General features: G+C 41.4%; 13 protein-coding genes. 3 read left to right on the top strand and 10 right to left on the bottom strand.

Going from position 1 to position 11,995, the window contains the following annotated elements:
- Positions 1-91: 91 nt before the first annotated feature.
- Positions 92-508 carry a serine integrase family protein gene (locus GLW00_RS03370; protein WP_160911229.1) on the bottom strand — a complete coding sequence of 139 codons (417 nt, stop codon included), beginning with the start codon at positions 506-508 and terminating at the stop codon, positions 92-94.
- A 306-nt stretch (positions 509-814) separates the two neighbouring features.
- Between GLW00_RS03370 and GLW00_RS03365 the strand changes: the two genes are divergently transcribed.
- Complete coding sequence (locus tag GLW00_RS03365; RefSeq protein ID WP_160911227.1) at positions 815-1,291, top strand: DUF6843 domain-containing protein; 477 nt, start codon at positions 815-817, stop codon at positions 1,289-1,291.
- A gap of 62 nt (positions 1,292-1,353) precedes the next feature.
- Here the strand turns inward: GLW00_RS03365 and GLW00_RS03360 are convergent, their stop codons facing one another.
- The 9 genes from GLW00_RS03360 to GLW00_RS03320 all read right to left on the bottom strand — a co-directional run bounded on the left by GLW00_RS03360 (position 1,354) and on the right by GLW00_RS03320 (position 10,110).
- Positions 1,354-2,322 carry a M28 family peptidase gene (locus GLW00_RS03360; RefSeq protein ID WP_160911225.1) on the bottom strand — a complete coding sequence of 323 codons (969 nt, stop codon included), beginning with the start codon at positions 2,320-2,322 and terminating at the stop codon, positions 1,354-1,356.
- A gap of 220 nt (positions 2,323-2,542) precedes the next feature.
- A complete protein-coding gene (locus GLW00_RS03355) occupies positions 2,543-4,177 on the bottom strand; it encodes a cell wall-binding repeat-containing protein (RefSeq protein ID WP_160911224.1) in 1,635 nt (544 codons plus the stop codon).
- Positions 4,178-4,940: 763 nt separating this feature from the next.
- A complete protein-coding gene (locus GLW00_RS03350; protein WP_160911222.1) occupies positions 4,941-5,120 on the bottom strand; it encodes a hypothetical protein in 180 nt (59 codons plus the stop codon).
- A gap of 826 nt (positions 5,121-5,946) precedes the next feature.
- Entirely contained in the window at positions 5,947-6,165 is a 219-nt protein-coding gene (locus tag GLW00_RS03345) for a hypothetical protein (RefSeq protein ID WP_160911220.1), read from the bottom strand.
- Between the two features lie 281 nt (positions 6,166-6,446).
- The gene (locus GLW00_RS03340; protein ID WP_160911218.1) at positions 6,447-7,700 is read right to left on the bottom strand and encodes a transglutaminase-like domain-containing protein; all 1,254 of its coding nucleotides are present in this window, start codon (positions 7,698-7,700) and stop codon (positions 6,447-6,449) included.
- Positions 7,648-8,067 (bottom strand): thiol-disulfide oxidoreductase DCC family protein, encoded by a 420-nt coding sequence (locus GLW00_RS03335; RefSeq protein WP_160911216.1) that lies wholly within the window; start codon positions 8,065-8,067, stop codon positions 7,648-7,650. The genes GLW00_RS03340 and GLW00_RS03335 overlap by 53 nt, the downstream gene beginning before the upstream one ends.
- On the bottom strand, positions 8,045-9,004 hold the full coding sequence (locus GLW00_RS03330; protein WP_160911214.1) for an HTTM domain-containing protein: 960 nt from the start codon (positions 9,002-9,004) through the stop codon (positions 8,045-8,047). Before GLW00_RS03330 ends, GLW00_RS03335 begins: the two co-directional genes overlap by 23 nt.
- A gap of 22 nt (positions 9,005-9,026) precedes the next feature.
- Positions 9,027-9,683, bottom strand: coding sequence for a DUF5819 family protein (locus tag GLW00_RS03325; RefSeq protein ID WP_160911212.1), 657 nt, complete (start codon positions 9,681-9,683; stop codon positions 9,027-9,029).
- Positions 9,684-9,771: 88 nt separating this feature from the next.
- Positions 9,772-10,110: a hypothetical protein gene (locus GLW00_RS03320; RefSeq protein ID WP_160911210.1), complete on the bottom strand. Its 339-nt coding sequence runs from the start codon at positions 10,108-10,110 to the stop codon at positions 9,772-9,774.
- Between the two features lie 236 nt (positions 10,111-10,346).
- On the opposite strand from GLW00_RS03320, the gene GLW00_RS03315 reads away from it, so the two are divergent.
- Positions 10,347-11,606 (top strand): helix-turn-helix domain-containing protein, encoded by a 1,260-nt coding sequence (locus GLW00_RS03315; RefSeq protein WP_160911208.1) that lies wholly within the window; start codon positions 10,347-10,349, stop codon positions 11,604-11,606.
- 34 nt (positions 11,607-11,640) lie between these two features.
- Positions 11,641-11,829, top strand: a complete 189-nt coding sequence (locus GLW00_RS03310; RefSeq protein ID WP_160911206.1) for a hypothetical protein — start codon at positions 11,641-11,643, stop codon at positions 11,827-11,829.
- The last annotated feature ends 166 nt before the right edge of the window (positions 11,830-11,995 follow it).

Raw genomic sequence — 11,995 nt, 5'->3', positions numbered from 1 at the left:
TATGGAAACAACCTGTCTCAAGGCAGGTTGTTTTTTCACTAAATTAGACCAGGTTGTCCTTTCTTTTAGACCACAATAATGTGATAAATCATTACGCTTCCTTCTTAGCTGTAGAAGGAGTCGAAGCTTGCCCTCCAATATCTATCTCCCTGTTTTCGGCACCCTTCATGTAAAGTTCGAACCTTTTGGGATCGAGCGTCAACTCTTCCTTATAAAAATGTACCTTCCCTAAGACATCCACCACTTCTAAAAGCAGATCCGCGTTCGATTTCATCTCTGTCCTTAGTCCAGCAATGCTATAAAACAGAAGTACGTCCGCTCTACTTTTAGGTTTTTCTATTATTTTTCTTATCTGCAGCAATTCAGGACGTTGAAAGGGTGAACCTAAGTACCCTAAATCACTGAACCTTTTGAGGACATTTAATTTATTGGATGAACAGTAATCAAACAACACTTTATCCTGGTGGACAATGCGCTGGACTGGAGTCCATGAGTTTCCAAAGTTCATAGACTTCCTGTAATAGCAGAAAACACTTTTCATTATTCTCCACATCCCAAATAAACATATTTAATAGAAAACAAAAAAAGCATATGCATCCATTGATCTGGATTCATATGCTAGTATGGCCTCATTAGCCTCTAGCGTATTCATTTCAAACGGGGGTCACTGGAACCTATTTCTTTTGGAGATTCCCCTCTTTATAAATACATAACAAAGCAAACATAATAGATGCTTTAATCATTTCCTTGTGTTTTAACAATAAACTCCTAATGAATGTTAAACTGCTAAAAGACCAGCAGAAGAGGTGTATATATGAAAAAATACATATTAGGTACCCTTTTAGTGATAGCTTCACTAGGTTTGTCATCCATTTTCTTCTTAAATGAGGGGGAGGGAGAAGGAACTCAGGAGGGAGTCGATTGGAAGTGGTTAGTGCCTGAAGGTTTTAGTGGATGCGCGGTTATCCGCTATAATGTTGAGGGTGCGGAGCCTCTAACGATTAACGAAAACAACGAATTCGTTTTTGAAGTTCCTAGAGATCGAGTTATTGAGACATCCTCACCTCAGGATTACGGATGGGTCAACGAAGACCACGCAGGACCCTTCCAGATTTCTGCCTATTATGTGGATGAGGATGGCAAAATCATCGAGGAAATCCCATGGGAAGACATCGGGCCAGGTTCTAACGGTACATTTGTAGATGCTGATGGCACTGAATATCATCATGCCACCCAATATTTTAATGCGGATCGAAGTCCATTCACAAAGTGCCCGAAGATTGCACAGTAGAACGTAACCAATATAAAGAAGCAGAGGTAATTACCTCTGCTTCTTTATATTGTGTATTCAGATTACTTTGACGTGCTTGTTTTGTTCATAAACTTAAGTAAGTCTGTCAACAACGTACTGAACGTAGACAAATGCTCCTGAACGCGGCCAGGGAATTCCTCTTCAATAAAAGCCAGCGTATCTTTCTCTGTATGCCATATTTCCCCGTGTTTTACAGTCTGCTGATAACCGTCTAGATCTCCAATCTCCCAATTGGTCGCTTCCAGGTACCCATAAGGAATGCCCTTCGCCTTAAATGGGGCATGATCGCTCCAATCCCCTGTCGTACCCGCTGGGTAATAAGGATTCAAACCCGGGTTGGTTTCTACGTCTAATTTTTTCTTATCTGCTATAGCCAAAGCCTGATCACGGATGAATCCATCTTCTCCGGTATTGCCATACACATACATTTGATCACCCGCAGCCAGGCTGTCCAAGTTAATCATTCCAATCGTATTCTCAATCTCTTTTTCCGTCATCTGATCGGCGTAATAATTAGATCCTTGTAATCCCACTTCTTCCGCACCAAAAGCAATATATACGATGGAATACGGCGTTTTTATGTTCTTTAACACTTCAGCTGTTTCCAACAGGACACCTACACCTGACGCGTTATCATCCACTCCAACCCCAGTAGAGACGGAATCATAGTGGGCGCCTACAATGATCTGTTTTGTGGATTTTCCTTCTTTATAAGCGACCACATTAGACGAAGCCTTCGAACGAGAATAGTTAAACTCCTGAATGTCTGACTCTAAGCCCATCCGTTCAAACTGCCCTTGAATATATCGAGCCGCTTCTCTTTCATTTTCTGTCCCCGCCACTCTTGGGCCAATTTCATCAGCCAGGTACTGCATATGTTCATAAGCCATGGCCCCGTCCTTATGTACGAGTGAAGGATGGTAGGTAACTGGATCGGCCGATACACTCCCTACGAATGGAACCAACCCAAAGACGAATGCCATCATAATAAGTGAAATTTTCTTTTTCATTGCAAAACTCCTTTAGCCAAATTGGTTTATTTTGTCATATATTAATAGATGATCAGTGATAAAGGAATAGATTCGACAAAAACACAGAAAACTTTCACGGACTGATGTCGTTTAGATCATTAAAAAAAGAGCGCGATATCCAAACATGGATACCACGCTCACCTATTAATCTCGCATTGAAGGACGCTTAAAAAAGTAACTCTCCACGCCCTCCGTATCTTTATTTTACTTGTTCGAGCAATTCCTCTGAAACAGACTCATCAATGGCTCCTGTACCACCTAATAATGTGAAGTGGCGCACACCCAACATGTCCGCTGCGTCAGAAATAGAGTCATCTACTTTAGTAGGAGGAACCAGCAGGAACGTGCTCTTCGTTTTCGCTGCAAGGACGGATCCTGTAAGAGCATCAGCAAAATCTGCCCCTGTCGCGATAAATGCTTTGTCTGCAGGGTTTAACGTTGTCGCAACTTCCGAAGAAGTCTCGTAACGGTTCTTACCACTATAGCGAACAGCCTCGGGTAGTTGATCAAGAACTCCATCGGACACAACGCTGCTTCCGCCAACGACTATACTTGAATGGAAGTCAGATAAAACGGTCTCTGTAACTTCAGGAAGTTCGTTTGGACGGGTTAATAAAATGGGATAACCTTTCTCCGCAGCATGTGAAGCCATGGATAGAGCATCCGGGAAATTCAACCCGTTTGCGACAACCGCTTTCGCCGGATCTCCATCTAAAACCGCTGCAATGTAGGCGGCTGTCTCAAAGCGGTCTTTTCCGCCTATCCTCTCTGTTTTAAGACCCATGCCTTTTAGTTGGTCCGCCACATATGGGGTTACTGCCCCTTCTTCTCCCAGAATAACTGCCTTTTTCGCATTTAATCTATGAATCTCTTCTTTCACAGTTGAAGGAAGCGTAGAACCTGTTAGTAAGATCGGTGCATCCAACTTATAGGCTAGTGGCGCTCCTGCAAGCGCGTCAGGGAAGTTGTCTCCAACAGCGATGATGACTGTTTCGGCACTCTCCCATCCATGAGCGGATACTTTTACTGCGGTTTCGTATCGGTCCATGCCTGCAATCCGTTCAGATGAGATCGGAAGGATCGGTTTAATCGTTTGCCAGAACTCTTCCGCAATTCTCCTATAACCTTCTTGTCCCGGATGGACGTTCTCAGGATTCGGCAGGTATTCTGAATAGTTCTCAGCAATGGCATCGAATGTCGGGACATAACTGCTCCCAGACTGATTAGCAATCTTCTCAATGATCTGGTTTAAAGATTTCATCAACTGTACAAAAACTGTTTGCTGCTCTGCGGGGTAAGCATAGAAAGGGTTGTAATACCCCATCACAACAACTTTGGCTTCAGGATTCAAGGTATGTATAGCACCCATGATCCCAATATAATTATCTTTCACGCCTTCAAGCTTATCTTTAACAAATTCAGGATTCTGCAAATTCTCAGGGTTATTCCTAAGCACTTCGAGAAGGTCATTGGCTCCTACGCTCAACGTTATGAGGTCTCCGTTACTAACTGCAGCTTGTGTCTCTGTATCGTTTTGCAGCTGTGTCAATAAACCTTCGGATGTTAAACCCGGCACTGCGAACTCTTTCGTAAACGACGCTAGCCGATAAACGTTCTCTAAATCATCCGCAACGAAATCAGCATAGCCTAAACCTGCCGTATTATCCGATTGAATACCAAAAGCTAACGAGTCTCCAAGCGCGACATAGTTCCAATCTTTTACGGAATGATCATTTTCTTCTGCAAAAGCGAACGACGGGGCTAACATTATGAAAACGAGTGACAGAATAGCAAATAACTTTACCTTATTCCTCCACATAACTCTTTGATCCAACATGTCCCCTCCTTTTTGTGTTCTTTAACAAACACAAACAAAACCCAATAAAGAACACTACCTTATATAATTAGACCTTTTCTTGTTTATTCCTGCAAATTACTCATGATCAATCTCCTAATCTTTTTATTTTTAAGGATCCTACGATAATCCTTAAACCACAGCATTTGGTGGATAACCAAGCAGGCGAGGGGGTATAGGTTTATACATGATTCAACCCAAAACTTATTAGGATGTGTGAATATGGATAAACGTTCCATGAAGGAAAAGCTGAAATGGTACATCCCACCTCTATCCTTTGTGTCGTTTTTGGTGATTTTATGGTTTATAAACTATAAAATGGAAAGTAATCCATGGAGTTTTGTCTTATGGATTATTGCTTTTATAGTCCTCCTTCCGGCATACATGGATATAAACAAAGCAATGAGAAGAAATAAAGAAAAGTGAGCAGGCTCATTTAAGCCTTGCTACTTTCACAAGAAGAATTAAGAGGAAACATCTCGATGAATTTATGGAAGAGGGATTCTTTCTCCTATCTCCAGAGAAGAGCTACGACGCAAAGGGGCGATAAGCTAGTTTTTCTATAAAACAAAAGTTAAGAAAAGGAACAGGTGCTTTCATTTAAAAAAGCAATCATCAAAATAAGACTTCCATGGATGTGAAAGCCTTATTCCTTCGATACATATCAAAAGTAAACGTAAACAGTTTCTATACATTCAAAGGCGTTACAACAAGCACCATTCTTTCACTGTACTTCCTGCACTCATCGCTCTTCTCTTTTATTTCGTGCTTCTTTCAGAACATGCAATGCTTCATTGTAGTGATAGTTAATTTCTGCTTTTGATTTTGCTTTTTTCATTTTTTCTACGTGCATTTGGAATTTCAGAATAGCATCATCAAGCTTTTTATTTCCAGTCCGTCGAAAAGGAATTAAATCCCCCATATCACTCTCTCCCATCGTATTGGTTTACCTTCTACAATACGAATCGATATGGAAAAGGTGTGGATGCGGGCAATTGTACTCGGGAAAGAAGGACATAAGCTGAGAGATGGTTGAGTTTACCACGCGTAAAGGTTTTGTAGTCTGGCGTGTGTACACCTACGGACATTCACTCCCTTATACTTTACCCACTACAAGGAGAAAGAATTATTTACAACCTCTAAGACTAACTTTCTTCCCTTCATCCACCGCAGTTGAGATAATATGAGAACATCAAATAGAAAAATGAGGGGAAGTCTATGGATTTTCAAATATTACGAAAAACTATAATTAGAAAACTACTTAGCAGTTTATTTGTTTTTTTCTCTATACATGTGTATTTAGTAATGGCGTTCTTCTTATTTCATGGTCCACAGAGCGTCCATGATTATGTCATTGTTTTTTTAGGAATCAGTATCCCATCCATATTCATCTATGCTCCCCTATGGTCTTTACTAAGTGACTACTTCACATCTTTAGTTACAACACAAAGCAAAACCTCTGTAAGATCTCGGGGTTATTCCCTTTTATTTCACCTGTTAGGAGGTTTAGTCGTACTATTTTTTATCAGTCCAGTTTTCATCGTGTTTTCAATCATTGGTGCTCTTATTTTCTGGATTTTTGATTCCTATTTATTAGAGAGTACAAAAAAACGCTGTAATCCTGAGACTTGAAATTCCATCAAAAAAGCCTGGTAACAAACGTTAACCGTTGTTACCAGGCTATCTTTCCTGCACTGACCGACCGTGGGCAGGCACACCATATACTAAAGTATATAAAATAGACAAACTTAGGATAGGTTCGAACTAAACCCATATAAATACGCGACCAACTTATTAAATTCTTCATCAGAGGAACACTCAATCTGCAAATCAATAAAGGTCATCACGACTTCTTCATCCTCAAACGGAAAATGGCTATTATCTACATTAGTCAAGATCTGCCGCTTGGATAGCCCTTTTTGTAGTAATACATCTACAGCCTGCTTCATTGAAGATACTTCTGCCATTTGTGTATGCCCCCTTCATTTAAATCATCCATTTCTTATACTCACTCGTTGAAACGGTTTACACAGGACTCGTGACATGAACTAAAAGATATAGATTCCTATATGTATTTAATACTACACAACCCTATTAATTTCCTGCTTTTCTTACATAGAGCAACCACATGAAATACATTGGACACGCGAGCAAGCCCAGAAACAGATGAGAGGTCATCAATAAAAACAGCGCAACACCAATGGAATACCCTTGGTGTTGCGCTGCTTTTCATCTTTACAGAGGCCGTTCATATAAACTCAGACAGAAAACCTAAGGTTACCAATAGACTGATCACGCCGAAAAAACCAGAGGCAACTGAGAAAAACAGCGGCCGCTCCCTTCTCATCCAAAAGCTGAGACAATAAGCGAAGGCTGGAAATGGAAATAGAATGCTGGCAATCTCCCAACCGGTGAATAAAAAGGTAATAGCAAGAAACAAGGACAGGTATCCAGAAACTTTCCTAAGATCCAACAGTCCTTTTAGTTTATCGGCTTCCTTCACTTCCCAGGAACCAAGTGCTTCTTCTGTACGCTTCAACTTGTGTGGTTTTTCTGCTTGATAATAGAAATACATCGGCTGGAAGTAAGGAATGGTGCCATGAAGTGAGCTTTTCCCCCACGCAAACGATTCTCCAGCAAGTGGGAATGTTTCGTATGGATGACTCCCCTTCGTCTCGTCCTTTGGATAGAAAGGTGTCGGTACGTGCTCAGTATCAATGGAAAAAACAATTCGTTGGTTTTCCGTTTGCCCAAAGTATTTGCGCCAGCGTAAGGTTCGAATGGAGGAGAAAAAAAAGCGCCACAGTTGTTTACGTACCGTGTAAGCCATACTCGTATCAACAGGAATCCACCCTTCCCCTTCCAAGTAAACCTCATTCCAAACGTGCGCCTGATGTTTTCCCATCGCAAATGCACCCACCATTACGCGGCAGGGAATGTTTAAGGAGCGGCAAAGGGAAGCATACAGGAAAGAGTACTCGCCACAATCGCCTTTCTTCGCTTGAAGAAAATGAGCGACCCCACGGGCTTTGACTGGGAATTTGTATGTATAATGCTTGATCATGTGCTGGAACAATAACCAGGCTTTCTCTTTATCGTCAGAGGATTTTTTCGTGATACCCCATGCCATTTTCTCCATATCCTCATTCACAGGAATCATGGCTGTTGAGCGTGTGTACCTTTCTTTTTCCTCATTCGTCAAAGGGGAGCTTGCAGCTGCCCCTTCCTGTAACCCAACATGATAAGAAGCGTGGATCTCTTCACCCGGGGCTAACTCATAATAACTGATCCGGTTGCCGATATCATCCTTGAATTCCTGCTCAGGTGTCCGCTTCTCTTCAGAAAGGAGGGATTGTGCATATGTTTCAGGGGGATTGGCCAACCACACCTGGACATTGTCTGATGTTTGATTTTCGTATTTAAAAGAATAATGAACCTTTTTCACCACTTCACCTACTTTTCTGCTTTGGAATAGAACAGGAGTCTCCGTCGCAACCTCCAATCGGAAGAATCGTCCTGCGGTCAGCTAACCAGTCATAAAGCCCAGGCCCCGCTCCTGCCCAGATCGAAAGCTGGATAAAAGGGACCAAAACCCAGAAGAAAGGGATCTGTTTCATAATTCTTAGAACACTGAAGATCCCTGTTTCCATTTTTCGATCCTTGAGACGGATGGTGTGCATCCTTTTTTCAGCTTCCTCTTTATTTATATGATACCGCTCCAGGATTTGATTGTCTCTAATCGTTTCATACTGGAACTTATCTCCTGTATCGAGCTTTGCGAGGATCCGCATGCTTTTCGAACATACCGGACAATAGGAATCATAAAAAATTATGACTTTCGGCCGCTTACTGGACTTGTTTAGTCTCATAACTTTTCACCTTCCCGCCCTGGAATTTCGCTCTGACTTTAGTTGCTGTGCGCCCTACATAAGCAAAGACCTTTTCGTATTCCCGATCACTCAACATGAGGAACTGCATGGTGATCATAGCAGCTGAAAAAGTGAAGAGCCCCATAACGACAGCAATGCCTACATGTAATGCGACGATATTGAACATGGCCAAATACTTTGTGTATCGATTGAGCAGCAAAAATGGAAAAGACAGTTGAATAATAATGGCACTATACGCACCAATCATTAAAATAATGTCAGAAGATGAGATGATTGATTGGAACAATGGATGGGTGTACTCTCCGACTTGCAGGATATAGTAGAGTGCCGTACCATTCGTCCACATCTCCCCCATGACCTTGTGCAGGCCGGATGATAAATACATCAAGCATAATTGGAGGATAGATGCGAGAACGGCAAGGTTATGTAGCGCATTCGATAAGGGTTTGGGTTTCGATGATTTTCCTGCTTTGAGCTTGGAATCGATAGAAAAGTAACTTGCTGTATGCGCAAAAATCAAATACAACAGAACGATCCTCATGATGTTATCTCCACCGTCCAGAATGAGCACATTGGCATGCTGCAAAGACCATAAGAAAATGAAATTCAGTATAGACACCGTCCGGTTCATGAAGCCTACTGTAAACAAAAGCGCAAATAGGATTCCTAAATGGAAGATGATTTCAAAATAAACGGCGGAATTGGAAACCTGGTACAAAGAAAAGTTGCTTGTAAGCGTCATTTGGTCCAGCAAATTTTCGTGACTCTGCATGCCATTCGGGCCCCATAGGAATCTCCTCTGTGCATAATGAATCAGATACATATACAGGATTAATAATCCAAACGAAATTCTCAGGATACTTGTTCCAATCAACATGTATTTTTTATTTGTCAGTTTATTAAATAACAGATTCATGGACCTTCCCTCCTTGAAGTCATTAATCAAAGACAGGCGAAACGGCAGTGTAATTTTCCCACTCGAATTTGTGGAGGTTCACTTCTCTTTCATAATCTTCATTATCCTTTTTTGAGAAAGGCTTTGCCTTTGTTTCCTGCATGATGATTTGTGTTTTCTTAATATCCCGATTCGGATAGACGCTTCGGACATAAGACTGTGCATATCGATTCAATGCGTCCATGGCATATTCATCCTGTTTCTTCGTGCGTTCATTCTCAAGCATGTGTTCGTAATCTTCACGGTCTAAATTCTTCTCTTCGATCGTTTCAGAGATTTTCAATGTCACTTCGTCCGTCTGGTAGAGAGAAGTAAACGCGCCTCTTTGGATTCTTACTAAACGATTATATGGAGTGAATCGATTATCCTGGTTTTTTTCAATCATGAATGTCGTTAAATCAAGCCAGTCGGTCTTTTCTCCACCCTTGAATTCAGCCCGCACTAGGAATTTATTATTCGTCGAGGCAGGGTTCGGAGCAAACAACCGCCAGTTTTGTGAAAATACCGGCTCCATGTAACCATTAATGGCGAAACTGTATTTTGCTTTGACTGGGTTAAAAGGCGTGAGATAAAGGACGGTAAACATCAAATGCCCCGCAAACAGGAAAAGAGATAAGATAATGAGAACTTTTTTTATCATAAGGTCACCTCTTAAAAGGCCAAGCAACCCGCCCTCAAGGAGGGCGGTGCATGGCTTGCTTTATTTGTGAACATCTAAGTATGGATGATTATTGATCAAAGACGACCTTCACGTCTTCATAATTTTCATGAGAAGACTGGACTGAACTTCCTCCCAATTGAGCTTTAGCCCAATCGTAAGCATCTGCCCCAGCTTTAGCTGTGACACCAGCGACAAAGGCACCACCTGCAACCGCTGCCCCTTTCAGTGCGTATGCTCCGACTACCGCTGGAATCGCTTCAGGATTAGCGCCCTCTTCTGTTACCTGCTCTACGTCAATGGTAGACTGGGACTTGATATCATCTGTACTAGCCAGAGCTGATGTAGCGGTTGTTCCTCCTGTAAATAACCCCAACGCTAATGTACCTGCAATCAATTGTTTTTTCATAATGATTCTCCTCCTTCATTAATCTTCAAATAGCCTGGTTATCCCTAAACGACAAACACCATTCTTTTCCATCCATCCCCCCTTCCAAGTTGTCCTAATTTTTCAACATTTATTTCTAAATCAATGGTATCATTGAACTGTTAAAACCTGTATTTCGCATGTCACTGAATTTTTTTGACGATTTGTGCTTTCATTTTCTATATCTTGCGCAATATGAATGAAGGAAGTGAATGACTATGGAAATGGGAAAAATATTAAAATACTACCGATTGAAAAAGGGAATGAGTCAGGAGGAAACAGCCGAATCCATTGTTTCCCCGTCCTATCTTTCAAGGATCGAGAACAATAAAACCACTGTAGAAAAGGAAACACTTATCCTGCTGTTGCAAAGAGTAGGGGTAGATTATGAGGAAATTCAGGCAGATGAAGGAAGAATAAAAAAGCTCCTCCACCAATGGGAAGAGCCTCTGTTAGATAATAAAAAAGATGAATGCGAACGCATATATAAAGAATTACAGCCACTGATCCATCCCGTCACCCATACCCAGCTCCAAGCAGAGTTTCATATTAAAAAAATCCGAGCAGCCATCATTCTGGACTTCATAGACGAGGTCGATCATTCCCTCAGATTCATAGACGATTTCTTCGAGACATTATCATCAAGAAACCGCTTCTTTTACTATAAACATCTTGGAAACTACTATTGGGTTGTAAACGAACCAGATAAGGCTAAAGGCTACTTTGAGAAAGGTTTAGCCGAGTATTCTTCCATCCACCTTAGTGAGTTGGAACAAGCCGATCTATATTTCCTGTATGCCTTATCCTTATACGTGCATCAAAAAGAAACTGTAAGCTTTTCCTATGCGCAGTCCGCCCTTACGGTTTTTCAAAACAACTATAAACCCAGGCAGTGTTTGAAAATCCACATCCACATCGGGATCTGCTTCAGCAGCATCGGGGATGTGCATTCGGCCCTCTCCAACTTTGAAAAAGCGAAAACATTAGCAGAAGAAATCGATGATCGTGATCACCTCGGGGTCATCTACCATAATTTAGCGACCATGCATTTACGTAAAAAGGAAAGGGATCTTTCCATCACCCATTTAAAGAAAGCCATGTACTATAAAGAACAGACCAGCCTCAGTTACTTCAAATCGCTCGTGCTGTTGTTATTCGTATACATACAGGAGAAGAAAAATGAGGAATGCCTGCACGAACTAGACAGTCATACAAAGATTGCAGAACAACTCCCCAGTGACAATGTCTTAACCAAAGAGTTCTGGTTTTTCTATTCCTTTTTTAAGGCAGAGGAAAAGAAATGGGAGGAATATGTCAAAAAAGAGTTCATGCCGACACTAAAAAAATATCGAAAAATCCAGGAAGTGGAAAGGTATTCGAGATTTTTAGGAGAATACTATGAGGCGAAGGGAGGTTATAAAAAAGCAGCAAGCTATTACAAATTAGCGTTGGACTATACCAATGCCGTCGATCATTGACCAATACTATGAATTCTAAGAGGGGGATTATAGAATGAAAAAATGTGTCATCATGTTTGGTTTAGTTTTCTTAATATTGGGAGGTTCCGCTTCCGTTGTGGCCGCAGATGCAGGGAATAATAACAGTCAGAATGGAAAGGGAAATAGTGAGGAAGCCCAAAACGATCACCCGGCACCTCCTGCCACCAATCCGCACGGTGATGAATTACCTTTCAGTAACTAATACTTACAACGTCTTCCGGACTTCAAATAACACATAGATTCGAAGAAAGCAAATCGAATAGACAATTGATTATGAATCACTTGTTCTTAGACTCCCATTGATGACCTCGGTAATGGACCGGGGTCATTTTATTTGGACATTAAAAAAGGGGTTATAAATCATAAAG

The organism is Halobacillus litoralis (assembly GCF_009856445.1).
GTDB classification, from domain to species: domain Bacteria; phylum Bacillota; class Bacilli; order Bacillales; family Halobacillaceae; genus Halobacillus; species Halobacillus litoralis.
This window is presented reverse-complemented; position numbering and strand designations above follow the sequence as displayed.

Coding starts and splice junctions, on each gene's coding strand:
- GLW00_RS03370 (WP_160911229.1), bottom strand. CDS start 508: ATGAACTTTGGAAACTCATGGACTCCAGTCCAGCGCATTGTCCACCAG.
- GLW00_RS03365 (WP_160911227.1), top strand. CDS start 815: ATGAAAAAATACATATTAGGTACCCTTTTAGTGATAGCTTCACTAGGT.
- GLW00_RS03360 (WP_160911225.1), bottom strand. CDS start 2,322: ATGAAAAAGAAAATTTCACTTATTATGATGGCATTCGTCTTTGGGTTG.
- GLW00_RS03350 (WP_160911222.1), bottom strand. CDS start 5,120: ATGGGGGATTTAATTCCTTTTCGACGGACTGGAAATAAAAAGCTTGAT.
- GLW00_RS03345 (WP_160911220.1), bottom strand. CDS start 6,165: ATGGCAGAAGTATCTTCAATGAAGCAGGCTGTAGATGTATTACTACAA.
- GLW00_RS03335 (WP_160911216.1), bottom strand. CDS start 8,067: ATGAGACTAAACAAGTCCAGTAAGCGGCCGAAAGTCATAATTTTTTAT.
- GLW00_RS03330 (WP_160911214.1), bottom strand. CDS start 9,004: ATGAATCTGTTATTTAATAAACTGACAAATAAAAAATACATGTTGATT.
- GLW00_RS03325 (WP_160911212.1), bottom strand. CDS start 9,683: ATGATAAAAAAAGTTCTCATTATCTTATCTCTTTTCCTGTTTGCGGGG.
- GLW00_RS03320 (WP_160911210.1), bottom strand. CDS start 10,110: ATGAAAAAACAATTGATTGCAGGTACATTAGCGTTGGGGTTATTTACA.
- GLW00_RS03315 (WP_160911208.1), top strand. CDS start 10,347: ATGGAAATGGGAAAAATATTAAAATACTACCGATTGAAAAAGGGAATG.
- GLW00_RS03310 (WP_160911206.1), top strand. CDS start 11,641: ATGAAAAAATGTGTCATCATGTTTGGTTTAGTTTTCTTAATATTGGGA.